Genomic DNA, 19,074 nt, shown 5'->3' on the forward strand with positions numbered 1-19,074 from the left:
GAACCGTTATTACTTATTGTAGTGATTCAACATAAAATTGGCTTTTATGAGGTACTTTTTAGGCGACATACCCGTAAAGTACCGGAACTCTTTAATAAAGTGTGGCTGATCGTAATACCCATTATCTAAGGCAATGTCGACATAATTATTACTTGTCCCGTTAAGTTGTGTACGTAATGTGGATTGAAATCGAGCAGTACGCTCAAAATACTTAGCATCAACACCAGTATACAACTTAAATTTACGCTGAAGGGTTCGCTTACTCATATTAACTTCTAATTGTAATCCGCTTATACCTTGGTGATTCTGTTGATAATATGTTTTATCAATAGCCCAAGTAATACCAGATGACGTAGTAAGTTTAGGATTGAGAAAACCAATAAACCATGACTCAAGTAACTGTATTTTATCGAGATCATTAACCTTCATAATGAGGCGTTCAATTAAGCTCTCTGGCAAAAACTGGTACATATCGATAATTTTATCTGACAATTCATCCATCGGAATACCAAAGATAGAATAACACCCACTAGAACGAAATCTCACTGAAATAAGTTTACTTCCCCCAGTAGTTTCAAATTTAAACGTCGCTCTTCGTGGACAAACAAGTAAACTTTGCCCCATTAATAATTGATGATGAAATGGGTGTGAAATAACCAATGGTTCACCAAGATTAATTAATAGTTCAGCCCCTGTGCCGGGTAAAATATCAGGTACATAAGGATGGTGCGTACTTTGCCATAACCAATAATGCGCAATAAAAGGAGAAAGTAACGGTTTCGGTTTAATGCGAATAATATGCAAAAGAATAAACTGCCAGATTAGATCGATATAAAGTAATGCGGATAGTAATGTAAATCACCTTAACAGTAAATGATAACGCTAATAATAACTATTTAGGTAAAAATAATGCGTCTCCACTGACGTTACCTAAACAGGGATGATGATCAAAACGAACCACTCCAATAGGCATACGTCCTGCGACTGCTTTCGCTATTTCAGCAACACCTTGCTGACCAAAACCACCACACAGTTCAATGGCTCTAATGCCTTCTTTTTCAAGCCCATCAATAGAGTCACACGCTTCTTGATAGCTTGATACCGCGAGTGTTTTCACGTGAACTTCTGGCGTTAACACCCATGACGAATTGGTGTCTACCTTCGTTTCTGGAGCAATAAAAATGAATGCGGCTTTAAATATTGTTGTCATGTCTTGTTCCTCTCTGTAATTTCCGATGATAATACGAATAATTACACTGGCAATATTGTAAAAATACGCCAAAAAGAAATGATTCACATAAAATAATTAATCGAATTTCAATCAAAAAAACAAAGGTATTGCCTTGTTAAGTCTTTTCTATCAATAGTTAAGTCTAAATAAGTGATAATTATAAAAATACTGGCATTGTTATTAAAATCAAGACACCTAATGCTCTAGATAACACGGCATTAGCTCTATAGACTTAACGTATAGACTGTTGATAAACAGACACCACCTTATTTAAGAGCATCATGCTAATGAAAGCCGTATTACCTTTAATACCCTTATTTACGTTATTAACAAGCTGCCAGCAAGATATTAAAAATACAACCGGGGTATGTTCGGCGAATCAATACCTTCTTTCTCTTCCTCAAGATATTGATACCTATCGACATGACATGGCGATTTATGCACAACAAGGCGGAGAGCTTCCTCTTCATTCTGTGGTGTTTGATAATACTTGTATCGATGCAACATCATTAAAAGATCTAACACAACAAAGTGCTCAAGCGATCTTTGCAGACAGTTTTAAAGAAGCGGGACAAGTCACTCATTTTGAAATAAAGAACAACGTGGCTTATGTTGAACTAAAAGCAAACAACGATGGCTTTCCTGGTATTACGGCAACATTAGCCGCGGTAAACCCAATAATACGTAGAAACCTATTATTAAACAGCCAAATTGAAAATGTGATTTTTCCTTCTATGAAGTAATGCTTTCACCCACTCAAGAAAAAACACTCGCCTCCCGTTATTCAGGTTAACTATGCAAAATATGCATAGCGATCCTTACAAATAGTCATTTGCTTCATTAACTCCCTTTCCCTACTATTCGCGCTCTTATTTTTAACCCTAAGAGCGCAGCATGTTTTCACAATCCATTTTCGCTCAATTGTTGAGAATGACCATTCTATTAGTACTAACTCTAATTGTTGTTCACCATTATCAACCCTTACTCGATCTTCTCGCCGAGCAAGCCGTTAATAGTGGCTGTCATCAACAAACAGGCAGTATGGATAGTCATCACTCTCATCATCACCATTAAGAGCACATTATGAGTATTTTTCGCTTTCCACCATTAGTATGGCTTGGGATCGGGATTCTAATTATCAGTCTAGGGATCAGACAATCATTTGGCATTTTTATGATGCCAATTTCCGAGCACTTCCAAACGGGTCGTGAATTTTTTAGCTTTGCTATCGCATTACAAAATTTATTGTTCGGCGTTTTTCAACCTTTCGTTGGCATGGCAGCTGATAAATGGGGATCACAACGCATTATTATTATTGGGTCGATTTCTTATGCTCTGGGTTTAATCTTAACCTCTCTAGCCACAGAACCAAGCATGCTCTACCTTTCTTTAGGCGCACTTGTTGGCTTAGGGCTAAGTGCCACAAGCTATGTGATTATTTTAGGTACGGTAGCAAAAGTGGTTCCTGCTGAACACGCTGCAAAAGCCTTTGGGTTAACCACAGCGGCAGGATCATTTGGTATGTTTGCGATGATCCCTGGTGCTCAAACGTTATTGCATAACTTTAATTGGCAATTTGCAATGCAAGCTTTTGCAATGCTATCTACGTTAATTGTCGCCTTTGCGATCTTCATGAAAACAGACAAACCAAGTGCTCAACAGACCATAGAAGAAAACCATCAAACGTTAACCGAAGCCTTAAAAGAAGCCTTCGCCAATAAAAGCTATTGGTTGATTCACGCTGGTTTCTTTGTTTGTGGCTTTCATGTGATGTTCATTGCGACTCATTTACCAAGCTACCTTGCTGATAAACATCTACCGGCATCAAGCGCAGCAATGGCATTGGCTTATGTCGGTATTTTCAATATCTTCGGGTCTTACTTTTGGGGTGTTATGGGGGATAAGTACAGCAAGCGCCACGTAATGTCGGCACTCTACTTTATGCGTACTGTCGTGATTGGGGCATTTGTAACACTTCCGGTTACTGAGCATACCGCCGCTATTTTTGGCGGTGCGATTGGGTTTTGTTGGTTAGGCACAGTGCCATTAACCTCAGGCTTAGTTCGCCAAATGTTTGGGGCTCGCTACCTTTCAACGCTCTACGGGTTAGTGTTTTTTACTCATCAAGTAGGGAGTTTTTTAGGCGCGTGGGCTGGAGGTCGGATTTATGATTACTATGGCTCTTATGAACCCATCTGGTGGTCAACGGTTGTATTGGCTTTCTGCGCAGCATTAATTCATTTACCAATCAACGATCGCCCTGTCGCGAGATTACAAATGAAAACCGCCTAATAAACCGAGTCATTACATTTAAATCAGCCTGCTATTTACAAAAAATAACAGGCTGATTTTATATCAATACAACGCTTCAAACTCTGGAATAACGGCCTTTCCTCGACGCAATAAAAAATCAAGAAAACGAGCCGTTGATGTGGTCAGTATTTTTTCATCTTCAACATCGTATTTTTCAAGTAACGCAACCGCCAAATCTAACTGTGCGATTTCCTCACAAAAGTGGGCATCCGATCCTGTCGTAAAGTACACGCCAATCTCTTTACCGATAGCCACAATCTTATCGCAACGAACATCACTGCCTTTGCGGCTCTTTCCTGTTAACGACGTATTGTTCACCTCGATTGCCACGGTGTATTCTTTCGCACATCGCAACACTTTTTCAATATCAAAAGGGTAATTAGGATTTCCTAAATGACCTAAAACATCAACACGCCCACTCTTAATCACATGAATAAGCGCCGCAGTATGTTCTTTCTCATTTGTTGGAGCAAAAACAGGTTCATGCAAACTTGCTATCACCCAATCTAAATGCTGATCAGAAGAGGTTGGGAGATCTATCTCCCCTTCGATATTAATTATATTGGCTTCGACACCACGAATAATACCTACCTGATGAAGAAAGCGGGGTAAAATTCGTTGATTGTTGAAAAACCAATAATGAGGGGCTCCGGGCATCTCTGGTGCATGATCCGTCGTACAAAGAAGTGCTAACCCTTTACTCTGCGCCGACTGCGCATTTTCAATGATCGTGCTATAAGCATGACCACTAGCAAGAGTATGAGTATGGGTATCTACAACAATATTCATGACGCTCTCCTATTGGATATCAAATGAGCCATTTTTATTCATGTATAAACTCAAATCAGCACGAACGGATTGAGTTAATACTTTATTGACATTAATGGCGTCCGAACTTTCATAAAAAGTGATGGCATCTTCTTCTGATACACCGCCTCTTATTTTTCGATTCACTAAACGTTCCTTAAGAAAGTCCGCATCGGTATCAATAAAGACGGTAAAATCAGCGAGTTTGTATAAATCACACCACACAGGTTCATTCAGTAAAAGCCAATTGCCCTCAACCACCACAATATTTTTATCCACTTGAATCGCATCATCAACGGGATCGTGTAAATTACGATCATAATATGGCCATTTTGGGGAACGGGCTTTTAACTGCTTTAATTTATCAATAAGATCGGTCAAATTAAACGTTTCAGACGCCCCTTTAATGCGCCTAAGGGATATCGTTTCATCGTTTCGTCGAATGGTATTACTTTCTAAAATTTCATTCGTGTAATGAAACCCATCAAAAGGAAGGACTTGTAATGGCTCTAATTGAGGAGATTGTTGAGATAAGTATTCCCAAAATGCGGCTAATGTTGATTTTCCACTGCCAGGAGGCGCACACAAAAAGACAATGACTCTTTCTTCTTGTTCTTGATATAAGCGCGTAAATTTCTCGACTAAAGGTTTATGAATTTTAGCGATGTCTTTATTCGAAAAAAAAGCTTCTGTATCAAAACCGCTAACGTTTAAGTTCACTTTCATTGCGAAACCTTACTTCGTAACTTCCTCTTCTATTTTTTCTAGCAACATTTCACAAGACAGTTTAAGCACTGTTTTGATCAGAGATTCATATCTCATTTGAGAAAAAACTTCAAAAGAAGAAAACTTTAATTGATTGATCGATTCAATATAAAAGCTATCTTGCTGTGTAGAGAGCACCGCTTGATTCGCAATAAAGTCATATATCATGTCATCATTAAATAATATATTGCTTGATTGGCTTTGTGCGTATTCTAAAACTTGGCCATACAACCCGATATCGGCGTAGGTTTCTAAAGAAATTCTACCCATCGCAAAGATCAGTTTCGATATCACATCAGTGGTAACTAATGGACCATCTTCTTTTAAAAGTGGCCCCACAGCATATTCCATCACTAATTTGTCTTGAACAAAGACGCTTGGAAGTAATGCTTTTAGCTTGAGGTTAATTAACTTGTTTGAAACTTGGAGAAAACAGGTCGCGTTCTCGCATTCATCCAATTTTTCTAACAATTCAACTTTTTGTGACAACGTCAAAACCTCTCTATTTATATGGCAACCTAAAAGGCTACCATATAAGTTCCTTATAACTAAACCGTTAAGTTCACATCATAAAACTCTAATAATGCCTTTTCAGCGCATTCACTCCAAACGTAATTATTTTTCGCTAAGATAACGTCTAACTCTGCAAAAAACGGGTCTTGTTCAGCTAAAGATTTAAAATTATCAATCGCAGTTAACGGCAAATCAATATGTGGATAAATCAGTTTTTTCCCTCCGGGGATAGTCAGCTGATTTAAAATAGTATGGGGAGCCGCTTGCAGTCCACCAACGTGTGTGATCATAAACGATGGATTAATTTTACTTTCAGAAGAAAGCGCTAAAGACTCCAACATATCCCCTTTTGAACCACCCGATGTACCGACGATATGTGTCGATTCATAATGAACATTATAAAAATTAAATGGCACTTTAAATTCTTTATCTGTTGGGCCAGCAAAAAAGTTCAAACACCCATCATTACCTAATAATGAGTCCGCTTGCTCTAATACTTGAGCTACCGCGGCGTATACCATGACATCATCATAGCCTTGATCATCGTTCAGGGATTTTAGATAAGCGACGGGATCATCCATCTCAATGGTATTCACGTAAATCAACTCAATCCCTTGTGCTTTTGCTGCACTGACCGGAATAAGTATCTCTGCACGCGACAGACGATCTTCATCAATATCAGTGACAACAATACGTCTCGGCTTCACAGGACCATTAATCGCATAATCAATCGCTCCAATTCCCATTGGGCCAGCGCACGCTAATAGTGCTAACGTCCCGCCCTCTTTGATGCCCATTTCATGTTCATAGATGTATTGCGTGGTGTGATAACTCGCATGAAACGCACCAATAATGCATGACATTGGTTCGGCAAGAGAAGCATCAGCATAATAAGACCCTTGATAAGGAAGCACGCAGCCTAGTTCAATGGCAATGTTAGGAATAATCGAATAGGTGGCATTCCCACCAAACGTTTCATAGCTGTAGCCTGCTGAATATCCCGTAGGCAATCCCATTGCAGGTTGAAGTACAAATGATTGACCCGCCGTAAATTGGTCTTTTAAATTGCTCCCTACCTCAACAATAATACCGGCATATTCATGGCCAGTAATCACTGGTACATCACTGATATTTTCAGGTACACGTTTATGCTCACTACCAAGCAATGCCGCTTTATAGGTAGATAGACAGATACTGTTTGATATATTTTTTACTAATAATTCATCCGCCGAAATTTGTGGTAAGTCGAACGTTCTTAATTGGATGTTTTTTTCACCGCAAATAACCGCTGCCGTTGTTTGAACCATGATAGTGTCTCCAAATGAAGGGGCGTTACCCACCCCTCAAAAATTAAATTAGGTTATGCCTGTTGCTGCTCAATTTTATTCAGTAGCTCATTGAGTGCAGGGTCATTTAAGAAGTTAGTAATCGTAATTACGGGCAGTCCTGTTGCTTTTATCGCTCGATCTTTTAGGCTTTCATGCGTGACCACCACATCGGCATTACTTGGTACTTTTTCTATCGCAAAATGTTTAACTTCAATGTCATAGCCTGCTTGAACCAATTTTCGCTTAAAGGTCGATGCCCCCATCGCACTTGATCCCATTCCAGCATCACAAGCAAACGCAACAAACTGAATTGGTGTCGTCTCTGTTTTTTCGGTTATTATTTGAGTTGTAGGTTGTGCTTTGCCTTCTGCTTTCATTTCTTTCATCCCAACAACCGATTCTTCGAACTCTTCTTCTGACTCTGTTTTATTGCTGATTTTCAGAATCGCACTAGCCACTAAGAAAGAAACAATCGTCGCTGTTGCAACCCCGGCAATCGTCGCCATAAAGCCGCCTTTTGGTGTTAAAGCCAAATAAGAGAAGATAGAACCCGGACTCGGCCCAGCCACTAAACCTGCATCAAGCATATTAAAGGTTGCAATGCCCGTTGCCGCACCCGCAATTACCGCCAAAATCATGATTGGTTTCATTAACACATATGGAAAATACAGCTCATGAATACCACCAAAGAAATGAATAATGATGGCACTAGGCGCAGAACGTTTACTCAAGCCTTGACCAAATTTAGCAAAAGCCAATAGCAGACCTAAACCGGGACCTGGATTTGATGCCACCATGAAAAAGATGGATTTACCGGTTTCAGCCGCCGCTTGAAGGCCAAGGGGATAATAGATCCCTTGATCGATGGCGTTATTTAGAAATAACACTTTTGCAGGTTCATTAATCACCGCCAGTAGAGGTAAGTAGCCTGTCGCAACCAAGGCTTCAATCCCTGATTTCACAAACAGATTCGCCGCCGTCACCGCAGGGCCTACAATTTCATACGCAAGTAGGCAAAAAATCATACCAATAATGCCTAACGAGAAATTGTTCACTACCATTTCAAACCCTGATGGGATTTTATGTTCAATTTTTTTATCAAACTGCACAATAGCCCAAGCACTTAACGGCCCCATGATCATTGCGCCAACAAACATAGGAATATCTGCACCAACAATGACGCCCATCGTACCGATAGCTCCGGCAACCGCACCGCGCTTATCACCAACAAGTTGACCACCGGTATAACCAATAAGCAAAGGCAGTAAATAAGTAATCATTGGTCCAACAATCTCACCAAACTGCTCGTTCGGTAACCATCCTGTTGGAATAAATAAAGCCGTGATAAAGCCCCAAGCAATAAAGGCTCCAATATTTGGCAATACCATGGCAGTTAAATACCCACCAAAGGCTTGCACTTTTGCTCTCGTATTCATTGTCACGTAATATTCCTTCTACTAATAAGAGCTAATAATATTGAGGATTTCATCTTTCGAAGAGGCCCCAATTAATTTAGTAATACTGTCTTCATCCACCAACATTTCACTGAGTGCTTGAATCACTTCAATATGAGTATCCGAATCGGTGGCAGCAAGAGTGAATAAGATATTTGCAGGCCCTTGGTCAGAACCAAAATCAATCGCGTTTGGAAAAATATGGATACCTAGCCCAGTCTTTAATACACCAGACTCAGGACGAGCGTGAGGCATTGCTATCCCTGGACAAAGAACATAATAAGGGCCATTATCAATCGTTGATTGAATGATCGCGTCAGCGTAATCAGCAGTGACATACCCTTTCGCTTCTAAGTAACAAGTGGTTGTTTTCACTGCCTCTTCCCACGTATAACTTTGGTCATTAACAACATCAATGAGATCATGGTCAATTAAATCGTATAGCATGAGGTGCCCTTATGGTTTGTTTTATTGATATAGCTATTATTAATAAATATAGGGAGGCAGGGCAACAGCGTGGATTTCGTGATGAGGATCTCGCAAAGCATCGAGTCAATCAGAATAAAAGAATCGTGCTCACAATATTGATACGTAAATTTATTACAAATTTTAGTTAAGAAACAATTCAAGCCCTTAAATTAGACAGCGCACACAATTACGATAAAAAAATATAAAACAGTAATCGTGATCTGCAATAACAAACGCCAATTGACAGTTAATTAACTGTGATATAAGTCATTTAGTAATAATGAGAAAACGAGATGATCCCTCATTGAAATTGTGACTTGCCTCACTATTTTTCCCTTTCGAGATAACACCTGTATTTTTACCACCATAAATACGAGGTAAATAATCACTTAATATCAACACTCTTTTTTTCCTAATCTCTGTTCTAACAAAACACGTAAATATTGACGGAAAAACACTCAAATAAATCGACTTGTTTACCGTCGTTTTCCCTAATATTCCCCGCATCAAAACTACTACCACTTTATGGCTAAATTAATTTCTTGTTTTTAGACGCAAGTAATAAAATTCATTTCACATGACTATCTTAATTTTGAGAAAGAAGTCAAAATATTAACAGGACTATTTACTTTTTCGGTAAATATCATGTCGATATGAATGAATACTCACAGAAGAGCCACCATGCAGAATCTATCCCGCTTTGTTTTTTTTCCTCTTTTAATTACGCTCTTATCGCCATCATTAATGGCCGTTGAACAATACGATGAATTAGACGCTTTACTTAACATGCCTCTTGATTCTCTCGCTGAGACTAAAATCATCACCGCCACCAAAACCTCTCTCAGTTTGTCAGAAGTGCCCGCTTCGGTGCACGTTATTACCTCAAAGGAAATCGAGCGATCATCGGCTCGATCTATTGCGGATGTACTGGTTTTAGCGCCTGGGCTTCATGTAACTAAATACTCAGACTACGATTGGACGGTATCTTCTCGCAGTAAAAACCAAGGTGAAAATAATACACTGCTTGTTATGATTGATGGCCGAAGTGCCGTAAACCCAATGTATTCAGGGGTTAATTGGGATTTATTACCCGTCAGTCTGGATAATATTGATCGCATCGAAGTCGTTTTAGGGCCAGTAGGAACGATGTGGGGAGGCAATGCCGTCAATGGTGTTGTAAACATCATTACCAAAGACGCAGAAAATGCCCCTAAAGCACAAATAAGCGCTTCTGTCGGTAATTATGACTATAGAGAATATAAGGCACACCACCGTGCTCAAATAAGTGAAAACACCCACTTATCTGGCTATGTTGAACTCTTAGATCATTCTCCATTTACTGATGAGGATTCTCGCTTTGACGATCTTCGTCATTTAGAAGTAAAAACAGAACGCTTTGGTCTGCGTGCTGATTATCAAAACCAACAAGATACGGTTTCAGTTCAATTTGGGGGTATTCGATCACGTGAAGATTATCAGTGGTTATATTATACACCCGCCTTTTTAAACCCCTCATCACATCAAGATGACGGTGATATTTTTATCACAGAAATGCTATCTCAAGAATTTTTTGCTGGTGCTCAATATTTGCATGATGCCGGTAACGGAAATCAATGGGATAACCAAGCATGGCTGACGTACAGTGATTCCGACAGCACCAATGAACCGGCGAGCTTTACTCGGGTTGAACTCGATAGTCGATACACTTTTAATGTTCAACAATGGGGTATCGTTACTCTTGGGGCTAATGCGCGATTGGTTGACGAAAAATACGCTCAATTCACCCAAGAAGAACAGTATTTATCTCCTTATGTTCGTACTATTGATGAGCACGACTTTCTAAACCAAAACTACGCTTTATACGTAAACTGGACCGTTGAACTCACTGACTCAACCGAAATCACTCTAGGTAATCGTTGGCAATACGACAACATCACTGAGGAAGTGTACTCACAGCCTCAAGTTCGTGCATTACAAAAACTCACCGACAATCAGCGTTTATGGGCTGGGTGGGGACGCGCGATCATTACTCCATCACGTTTAGAACGAGACACTCAATTTCAAGAAAACCAATACTGCAGTAGTTGTGCATATACCGAAGACTCAAATGGAAATCGAGATTATTATGATTACTTATTGTCTTATCATTACTTAGGTAACCGTGATCTAAAAATGGAAACGGTGGATACTTATGAGATTGGTTATCGCTATTGGCAAGACAACGACGTTCAATTCAATGTAAGCCTTTTTTACAGCCAACATGACAACGTTCGTGCGTATCAAGGATTAGGTGGCAACCGATATCTCACCGCAGACAGCTCTGAGCACTCTAGTGGTACAATCATTGATGATATGTTTGCTCAATTGATTGATCCATTATCTCAAGAAACCATCGGTGGTGAATTAAGCGTACAATGGCGACCTCATCGCACTCTACAAGTGAATGCGAATTACAGCTACAAAGAAATAGAGGGGAGTTGTGCAGGATCAATTTGTGGTAATAATGAGCTACCAATCTTAGATCTTGAAAATACCCCAAATCATTATGCCACCTTACACATTATGTGGGATATTCATCCAACGATATGGGTAGCTTCAGTAGTAAACTATGTCTCTGAATCTAATCCAGATGACGCCTTACGAGAAATAGATGACCTGAATTTTGAGGATCCAACTCGTTCGGTCTGGCCAGAACTCATCACTTGGGATGTCTCTGCCAACTGGCAACATACCGAACATTGGCCAAGTTTCACTTTTAGTGTTGAAAACCTATTCAATGACCAAGTAAAAGAATATCCTGAACAATTTTCGCCTTTTGCAAATGGCACTCAATATTACCTTGATATAAGTTGGAACTTTACTTAACGATGACGAAAAACAAAGCACATAACCCTCAATATAGATCCTCTTATGCCCCTTTGCATAAGTTGTGGGTGTGCTTTGTCTTTGCTTTTTCACTGTTCATGGCCAGCTTTACTCTTCAAGCAAACGAATCCGATGTGAAGGATCACAATTTAAAGGCCGTTTACCTATTTCGATTCGCCTTTTTAACCAACTGGAATGAATTTATCCCGACTGATAAACGCTATAATTTCTGTGCAGAATCGCTCTCTGATGTAAGTAATACATTAAAAAAATTGATTGATACCAAACCGGATAACGCCACATTCATCGCTTTCAATGTCTCTCAATCAAGTGAGCTAAGCCGCTGCCATATTGTTTATACGATTCAAAAAGACCCTCAAAAAATTGCCATGCTAAAAAAACAAATGCCTCATGCATTACTGGTTGGCGAAGGGAAGGAATTCATTCAAGCGGGTGGGATGATTGCGTTTATTAAACGTAATAACCGCATAAAACCGTTAATTAATATAGAGCAAGTGACACTCGCCGGATTATCATTACGCTCTCAGCTTTTGTCTGTCTCAGATATTGTTAAGGAGGAAACACGATGAGAAATCATTCGTTTGCTGCTTTACCGTTGCGTAAAAAAATCATTTATCCTATTTGGTCAATTTTAACACTGGGCGTTTTTATTCTCGGGGTCAGTGTTGCTCATTTTATGGGCGTAACCCAAACAAAAAATCTACAAGTAAGAGCCTCTATTTTAGCTCAAGGGGTAGCGAGCAACTTATCTGGCGCACTCATCTTTGATGATAAAAAAACAGGGATGGATCAAATGGATTCACTCGCGTTTGATCCTGAAGTTATCGCAGCAAGAGTTCGTTCATTAGACGACGATGCTTTTGCGGTATTAGATCGCCTACCAAGCGACTGCCAATGGGTTAATAATCAACTCAGTTGTTCTGATTCGTTCTTCTTTTCAATCTCTCATCCCATCACTCTTAAAGGCGATGTATTAGGTACGCTGGACGTCTGGTTTTCAAAAGACAATATTATTGAACAACGCTATCAAATCGTCATGATTTTCCTGTTTATTACCATTTGTCTTTCTGCGTTAGCATTAGTATTTGCTCATCAGCTGCATCGCCTAGTGACCACACCTCTATTGTCGATCTTAATTTCAATGCAAGATGTTATCGCGCAAGGGGTTACCTCACATAGATTGCCAGTAAAACACCTTGATGAACTAGGAAAGGTAACGCATTGTTTTAATGATATGTTGGATAATTTGGCCAGCCGAGATTTTCAATTAAACCAAGCATTCCAAAAATTAGAAGATAAAAACCATTACATTAATCAAGTACTCGACTCTCTTGACCAAGGCCTTCTAATGATAACCCCCGAGCGTAATGTGACTTATTACAATCCTGCGGCTCGCCATTTATTGCCTCAGATTGAGATTGAAAATAACACCACCGTACTTGCTATTAATGAACTTCACATTGAACGATTATTGTCCGATTTTGAACCCGTTTGTCGTTTAGCTGCACTGTTAAGTCACATTGAAAATCATCAACGTCTCTTGCCTTTGGAGTTCCGTCATAAAGCGACAGGTCAACAATATCAAGTATCGACATACCCTATTTCAGGAGAGCGACACTCACTGGTTCACATTGAAGACATCAGTGCTCGTTACCTTGTTGAACAGCGCCAACGCATGGCCGAAATGATTTTTGACCAAAACCCAAGCTCATTAATCGTTCTATCGAGAAGATTATGTGTCGAAGCACTTAACACCGCTTTTATTCGTTATTTTGGAGAAATTAAAAGCCTGCATGATTTACGTATTCGTGAGCCTTTTGCCCTATCGAGAAAAGAATTAACGTTGTTACTTAAACAAGGCTTTCTGAAAATAAATGCGGATATTTTAAGTGATTCCTCCCCGACCAGTAAAATCAAAAAATCGATGTGGCTACCTTGTCTTATCACGATAAAAGTAATTAAAAACAGTAATAATAAAATCGATTCTTTTGTGGTTTCGTTTAACGATCAAACTCAAATTTTAGAACTAAAACGTTTAAATTATCAAACCAATCACGATCTGTTAACAGGGTTAGCCAACCGACAGAACGCATATAAACAACTTCTCATGGCACGAGAAAAGCACAACTCGGTCTATATATTATTTCTCGATCTTGATGGATTCAAAGCCGTCAATGATACTTTCGGCCACCACTCTGGTGATGAGCTATTAAAGATCACCGCTCAACGGTTAAGTAATTGTGTCTCTCAACGAGATATTGTCGCCCGATTATCAGGTGATGAGTTCTTGCTAGGTATTTTTTTAAACGGGGATCACTCCAATAATGATCAAGCCATTCGTTCTATCATTAATCGATTATTAACCTCGGTAAATCGGACGATAACACTTAAAGATGCGAAGCCTCAAATATCTGCCAGTATTGGGGTTTATCATTGGGAAGCAACAGATAAAACAAATTTAGAGTCTGCCTTACAAAAAGCAGATAAGGCCATGTATAAAGCCAAATTATTAGGTAAGAACGGATTCTGTTTTGCGGAAAATGAGTAACGAAGTTCCTACATCACAAAGAATAAGCATAAAAAAGCCCACCATCGAGCTAACAATAATGTCAGTTAAAGGTGGGCTTATCGCATTACCTAAAAACCCAAAAGCACCACGAATTTAGTCACTTTCTCTTTTAAGCATGCTTATATCAAACTCTTTATAGCTACCGGTGTTCTCATTTTTTGCTTTATACATCGCAATGTCGGCAAACTTCATTAAATCATCTCCATTCATTGCATCATCAGGATAAACAGCAATCCCAATACTCGGAGAGATTATCATCGAATGACCCTCAATTTTAGTAGGAAACTTAAACTGGTCCAATAGTTTATTGCCCAATCGTTTCACACCAGAAGGTTGAGAAATGTCTTGAGCAATAATTAAAAATTCATCGCCCCCTAAACGAAACACACCATCTTTAGAGCGAACGGTTTCGATCAGTAATTTCGCCGTTTCTTTTAACACCTCATCGCCGACCTGATGACCAAGCGTGTCATTTATTTGCTTAAATTTATTCAAATCAATAAAGTACACGGCCACTTTTGTTTCTGTTTTTTCACCATGATGCAGGGCGTATTGCAGTTCAGTACTTACCATGCTGCGGTTTTTCAGCCCGGTTAATTCATCATGATGCGCCTTATAAGCAAGCACTTCGGTTTTCTCATGGACAGCTTCATTCATCTTAAAGAACGCCATCAATAGATGGCCCATTTCATTTTTTTCAACTACATCTGAAATATCTAACTTCTCACCTGCACGCATTTTTTCGGTACTAGAGAGTAATAAATTAAGGGGATCAAACAAGTTGCGTTTCATGAAGAAAATCGTCGCTATCGCAAGACACACTAAAAAGACAATCTGTATTTTAATCAAGGTAACTAACTGACTTCGGCTTTCTTTAAAATCGCCTTTTCTTTTTTCTAACAGCAACAATTCAATATTCGTAAACTTGGTTAAATCGCTTCTTAAGTCGTCCATGTACTCTTTACCACGGTCTTCTTTGACGATTTTCAGCGCTTGAGATAAATTATCGTACTGCACCAATTCAACAGTCAGCGCTAATTCGTCAAATTTTAACCTCATAGATTGCTCAATATGCTCAAGTGTCAACTGTTGTTCTTGATTGTCTTTCGTTAACATTTTAAGTTCTTGAAAGATTTTTTGAGCGTCAGACATGCCAGTATAATACGGTTCTAAATAGGTAATCTCTTGAGTTATCAGAAAACCTCTTTGCCCCGTTTCTGCGTCTTTCATACTACTGAGCAGTTTTTCAGAATTTGTAATAACATCATGGGTATGAATTACCCAGAGCAGTTTTTCATCACCATACGACTCTAATTTAAACGTTAAAACAGAGCTAACGATAGAAATTGAAAACAAAATAAAAAGGAATAAAGCTAATTTAACGCGAACACCCATACTACCATCCTGGTAACAAACACTTAATTATCCATTACCTAAATAGTAGCACTATCGATAATAGTGACAATAATTCTTTTCAATAAAGGGCTCAACCTCATGTTTTATTGTGATAAATAATCATAAACAAAATCGATGAAGGTTCTGATGCGCTTAGGTTGATAACGATCTCGATGATAAAGCGCAGAGAAATCCACACTCGGGATCACCCACTCTTCAAACACTTGCTCTAATTTTCCATCATCCAATTCTTGCTGACAATAAATCAACGGCACTCGAATAATTCCGTTCCCCGCCAATGCACCAGCGACTAATACTCGACCATTTTTACACTGTAAATTGCCTTTTACTGTGACGTCATAATGCTCGTTGGTTTGCATAGATTGAAAGTGCCACTTACGCACAGATCCCGTCAAGCAATGATGTTGATTCAACTCTTTAGGATGCAATGGTCGCCCTCGTCTTGTTAAATATTCAGGACTTGCCAACGTTCCCATGTCAATCACAAGTAACTTTTTAGCCACAAATCCCGAGTCGTCTAACGATCCCATGCGAAAGGCGATATCAAACTCTTCTTCAATCAAATCGACTCGATTACTACTGAAATCTAAACTAATCGAAACCTCTGGGTATTGCTGCATAAATGCGTTAATCACTTCGGCAATCACCACTTCCCCAATATGACCACCCACACAATTTACTTTTATCTCTCCTTGCACTTTTTCTACATCATCAACGGCAGATAAAAGCGCTTGGTCTATAGTATGAAGGGCTTGTTCACATTGATAATAGAAATGCTTTCCGGCCTCCGTCAAACGTAACGTACGAGTGGTTCGTATTAATAACGTTACTCCCATGTGTTTTTCTAAACTGCTTATTTGTCTTGAAACATGAGAGCGGGAGACATCAAGCGTATCCGCCGCTTTAGTAAAGTTCCCTAAACGAGCAATAAGTACAAATGAGCGAATATCAGTAAGATTAATTTGATTGATCATAAAGCCACCACAAATAGATAAGCTTCTATTGTTGCAGTACAGCAACAGAGTTTCAAGTAAATAGCTATATATCAACAATAAAGTTTTACTTATTATACCTCCATCGCAGCAAAACAGAGTTCTGGCTTTGACTGCTTATCCAATCATTAAAGGAAAGATAAAATGAAAAAATTAGTTGTTATTACAGGCGCAAGTTCTGGTATTGGTGAAGCAATCGCTCGTCGTTTAAGCGATGAAGGTCACCCTCTTCTTCTTCTTGCTCGTCGTATTGACCGCCTTGAAGCACTTAACCTGCCAAACTCTTTATCAGTAAAAGTAGACGTAACAGACAAAGCGTCTTTTGATGCGGCAATCGCTCTAGGTGAAGAAAAATTTGGTCCTGTTGATGCCCTAATCAACAACGCTGGTGCGATGCTTCTTGGTCAAATCGACACTCAAGATGCCCAAGAGTGGAAAACCATGTTTGATGTGAACGTTATTGGTCTTCTAAATGGCATGCAAGCGGTTCTAGCACCAATGATGGAACGCAATACAGGTACTATCATCAACATCAGTTCTATTGCTGGTAAGAAAACGTTCCCAAGCCATGCGGCTTACTGTGGTACTAAGTTTGCGGTTCACGCTATCTCTGAAAATGTACGTGAAGAAGTGGCATTATCAAACGTTCGTGTTACAACAATTGCACCAGGTGCGGTTGAGACTGAGCTTTTGTCTCATACGTCTTCTCAAGAAATTAAAGACGGTTACGGTGAGTGGAAAGAAAGCATGGGTGGCGTATTAGCCGCTGATGATATTGCTCGTGCAGTCTCTTTTGCATACCAACAACCTCAAAACGTATGTATCCGTGAGATTGCTTTGGCACCGACTAAGCAGCAACCATAGTAAGTACTTATTCACTTAGCGAGAATTTCGTTAAATAATAAGCACAAAAAAGCCAAACTTGGATTACCCAGTTTGGCTTTTTTATTTTATATCTAGTGAGAAACCATCTTCGATTAACGGCGGTTCACTTCACTGCAATTCTCTTAACGGCGGTAGTTACCACCACGGTTTTGAGAACGCGCTTGGTGTGCTGACGCTGATTTCGCTTGAGAAAGAAGAATAGATTCAATCGTCAATTCCATTGGTTCACGAGGCTCAAGGCCATGAGGAAACGTGCGTGAACGAGGAGGCATTTCATATTCAAGATCAGACGCTTTTGGCATACGCTTCAAACGGTATAAGTAGAAGTTTTCAACCTTCTCTCTTGCCCATTGTGTTTTTTTCAAATACTTCACGCTGCTCACAATAGACGGGTTTGTATTGAAACAGTTTAAACGCATTGCGGTATCTAGAATTTCCCATCCGTAATGATCAACCAACTCTTGCAATAAGATTTCTAACTTAAGACCGTGTAATGGGTTGTTCTGTTGCAGTTCAATTCTTTCTTCTTCAGTCATAACGAATTCCTAAGTGTTGATTGTTCAATCGGGGGCAATAAGCGGCGGATTATACCGTGTTATCACTTTAAATATAGTCTTTCACAAGATTATTGTCCCATTTTGATCGAGATAACCATCCCCAAAAGGCAAAAACCCCCCAATCAATAAAATCGATTGAGGGATCCACATAACAGTATGTAATTTACACCATTAATTCTTTCAGTATTTCTTTATACCCTTCAACTGGGTACGCTCCAGTAACCGTATTTTCTTGATTAAGAAAACAGCTCTCACTCCAGAAACACCAGTGACAACTTACCATTCAAACTTTTTGAATGCTGTATCCAATGGTGTTTTCGCTACGTGGTTAGTGTAGTTGCTGATCACTTTTTGAGACAACCCTAAAATAATTTCTAATACTTGTTGATGACCATAACCGGCTGCGTAAAACGCCTCCAATTCTTCCGCAGGAATATTGCCGCGATGACGAACAATGCTTAATGTTGCATCTTGCAACGCTTGCAGTTTTTCTGTTGGCATCGCTTCTCTATTACGCAATGCTTCTGTTAATGCAGGGTCTACATTCATTGAGTGAGCAATCCCTGTATGGGCCGGAACGCAATAAGTACAATCATGTTCAACATTGATGCTTTGCCATACAACCGTTAGCTCTTCAGCATCAAATGAGGTATTTACAAACGCTTGATGCAATTGTTGATACGCTTGAAGTACGCTCGGAGCTTCAGAAAGAACACCAAATAAGTTAGGTATTCTGCCCATTTGTTTTTGTGCACCCTCTAACATTTTTTTGCTGCCTTCAGGAGCCGATTCAATAGTATGTACTGTAAATGTAGTCATGATTATCTCTCTTTTAAACAATTATAAATTCAATATTTGAGGCTGCTGCCCTTCGAGTTGAAATAACTATA

19 protein-coding genes are annotated in these 19,074 nt (G+C 39.4%); 7 read left to right on the forward strand and 12 right to left on the reverse strand.

Features of this window, described 5'->3' with window-relative positions; all coding sequences use genetic code 11:
* Positions 1-9: 9 nt before the first annotated feature.
* Both AACV33_RS05830 and AACV33_RS05835 read right to left on the reverse strand, forming a co-directional pair.
* A complete protein-coding gene (locus AACV33_RS05830; RefSeq protein ID WP_023602711.1) occupies positions 10-804 on the reverse strand; it encodes an AraC family transcriptional regulator in 795 nt (264 codons plus the stop codon).
* A gap of 88 nt (positions 805-892) precedes the next feature.
* Positions 893-1,210, reverse strand: coding sequence for a DUF6506 family protein (locus tag AACV33_RS05835; protein WP_017022550.1), 318 nt, complete (start codon positions 1,208-1,210; stop codon positions 893-895).
* A gap of 302 nt (positions 1,211-1,512) precedes the next feature.
* On the opposite strand from AACV33_RS05835, the gene AACV33_RS05840 reads away from it, so the two are divergent.
* The 3 genes from AACV33_RS05840 to AACV33_RS05850 all read left to right on the forward strand — a co-directional run bounded on the left by AACV33_RS05840 (position 1,513) and on the right by AACV33_RS05850 (position 3,523).
* Positions 1,513-1,974: a hypothetical protein gene (locus tag AACV33_RS05840; protein ID WP_096325288.1), complete on the forward strand. Its 462-nt coding sequence runs from the start codon at positions 1,513-1,515 to the stop codon at positions 1,972-1,974.
* A 151-nt stretch (positions 1,975-2,125) separates the two neighbouring features.
* Positions 2,126-2,305, forward strand: a complete 180-nt coding sequence (locus AACV33_RS05845) for a hypothetical protein (RefSeq protein ID WP_083198970.1) — start codon at positions 2,126-2,128, stop codon at positions 2,303-2,305.
* 9 nt (positions 2,306-2,314) lie between these two features.
* Entirely contained in the window at positions 2,315-3,523 is a 1,209-nt protein-coding gene (locus AACV33_RS05850; protein WP_023602713.1) for an MFS transporter, read from the forward strand.
* Between the two features lie 63 nt (positions 3,524-3,586).
* Here AACV33_RS05850 and AACV33_RS05855 read toward each other — a convergent pair whose 3' ends face one another.
* Genes AACV33_RS05855 through AACV33_RS05880 form a run of 6 tightly spaced genes read right to left on the reverse strand, consistent with a single transcriptional unit; the run spans position 3,587 to position 8,858 of the window.
* Positions 3,587-4,333: a phosphatase gene (locus AACV33_RS05855; RefSeq protein WP_182699178.1), complete on the reverse strand. Its 747-nt coding sequence runs from the start codon at positions 4,331-4,333 to the stop codon at positions 3,587-3,589.
* A gap of 9 nt (positions 4,334-4,342) precedes the next feature.
* Positions 4,343-5,077, reverse strand: coding sequence for a nucleoside/nucleotide kinase family protein (locus tag AACV33_RS05860; protein ID WP_182699179.1), 735 nt, complete (start codon positions 5,075-5,077; stop codon positions 4,343-4,345).
* A 9-nt stretch (positions 5,078-5,086) separates the two neighbouring features.
* Positions 5,087-5,605 carry an MltR family transcriptional regulator gene (locus tag AACV33_RS05865; RefSeq protein WP_023602716.1) on the reverse strand — a complete coding sequence of 173 codons (519 nt, stop codon included), beginning with the start codon at positions 5,603-5,605 and terminating at the stop codon, positions 5,087-5,089.
* Positions 5,606-5,664: 59 nt separating this feature from the next.
* Positions 5,665-6,936 (reverse strand): zinc-binding dehydrogenase, encoded by a 1,272-nt coding sequence (locus tag AACV33_RS05870; protein ID WP_017021118.1) that lies wholly within the window; start codon positions 6,934-6,936, stop codon positions 5,665-5,667.
* Positions 6,937-6,989: 53 nt separating this feature from the next.
* Entirely contained in the window at positions 6,990-8,399 is a 1,410-nt protein-coding gene (locus tag AACV33_RS05875) for a PTS mannitol transporter subunit IICB (RefSeq protein ID WP_017021119.1), read from the reverse strand.
* Positions 8,400-8,414: 15 nt separating this feature from the next.
* Positions 8,415-8,858 carry a PTS sugar transporter subunit IIA gene (locus AACV33_RS05880; RefSeq protein ID WP_017021120.1) on the reverse strand — a complete coding sequence of 148 codons (444 nt, stop codon included), beginning with the start codon at positions 8,856-8,858 and terminating at the stop codon, positions 8,415-8,417.
* Between the two features lie 702 nt (positions 8,859-9,560).
* Here AACV33_RS05880 and AACV33_RS05885 point away from each other — a divergent pair.
* Genes AACV33_RS05885 through AACV33_RS05895 form a run of 3 tightly spaced genes read left to right on the forward strand, consistent with a single transcriptional unit; the run spans position 9,561 to position 14,313 of the window.
* Positions 9,561-11,744: a TonB-dependent receptor plug domain-containing protein gene (locus AACV33_RS05885; protein WP_182699180.1), complete on the forward strand. Its 2,184-nt coding sequence runs from the start codon at positions 9,561-9,563 to the stop codon at positions 11,742-11,744.
* 2 nt (positions 11,745-11,746) lie between these two features.
* Entirely contained in the window at positions 11,747-12,334 is a 588-nt protein-coding gene (locus tag AACV33_RS05890; protein WP_017021123.1) for a YfiR family protein, read from the forward strand.
* Positions 12,331-14,313, forward strand: a complete 1,983-nt coding sequence (locus AACV33_RS05895) for a diguanylate cyclase domain-containing protein (protein ID WP_182699181.1) — start codon at positions 12,331-12,333, stop codon at positions 14,311-14,313. Before AACV33_RS05890 ends, AACV33_RS05895 begins: the two co-directional genes overlap by 4 nt.
* 114 nt (positions 14,314-14,427) lie before the next feature.
* Here the strand turns inward: AACV33_RS05895 and AACV33_RS05900 are convergent, their stop codons facing one another.
* Positions 14,428-15,729 carry a diguanylate cyclase domain-containing protein gene (locus AACV33_RS05900; protein WP_182699182.1) on the reverse strand — a complete coding sequence of 434 codons (1,302 nt, stop codon included), beginning with the start codon at positions 15,727-15,729 and terminating at the stop codon, positions 14,428-14,430.
* Between the two features lie 104 nt (positions 15,730-15,833).
* Positions 15,834-16,724, reverse strand: coding sequence for a LysR family transcriptional regulator (locus tag AACV33_RS05905; RefSeq protein ID WP_182699183.1), 891 nt, complete (start codon positions 16,722-16,724; stop codon positions 15,834-15,836).
* 162 nt (positions 16,725-16,886) lie between these two features.
* Between AACV33_RS05905 and AACV33_RS05910 the strand changes: the two genes are divergently transcribed.
* Entirely contained in the window at positions 16,887-17,606 is a 720-nt protein-coding gene (locus tag AACV33_RS05910) for an SDR family oxidoreductase (protein WP_017021128.1), read from the forward strand.
* 143 nt (positions 17,607-17,749) lie between these two features.
* Here AACV33_RS05910 and AACV33_RS05915 read toward each other — a convergent pair whose 3' ends face one another.
* Both AACV33_RS05915 and AACV33_RS05920 read right to left on the reverse strand, forming a co-directional pair.
* Entirely contained in the window at positions 17,750-18,163 is a 414-nt protein-coding gene (locus AACV33_RS05915) for a VF530 family protein (RefSeq protein ID WP_023602720.1), read from the reverse strand.
* Between the two features lie 297 nt (positions 18,164-18,460).
* Complete coding sequence (locus AACV33_RS05920; RefSeq protein WP_017021130.1) at positions 18,461-19,003, reverse strand: carboxymuconolactone decarboxylase family protein; 543 nt, start codon at positions 19,001-19,003, stop codon at positions 18,461-18,463.
* Positions 19,004-19,074: the final 71 nt, after the last annotated feature.

Origin of the sequence: Aliivibrio sp. SR45-2, from assembly GCF_963890165.1 — a bacterium.
In the GTDB taxonomy this organism is placed as follows: Bacteria; Pseudomonadota; Gammaproteobacteria; order Enterobacterales; family Vibrionaceae; genus Aliivibrio; species Aliivibrio salmonicida.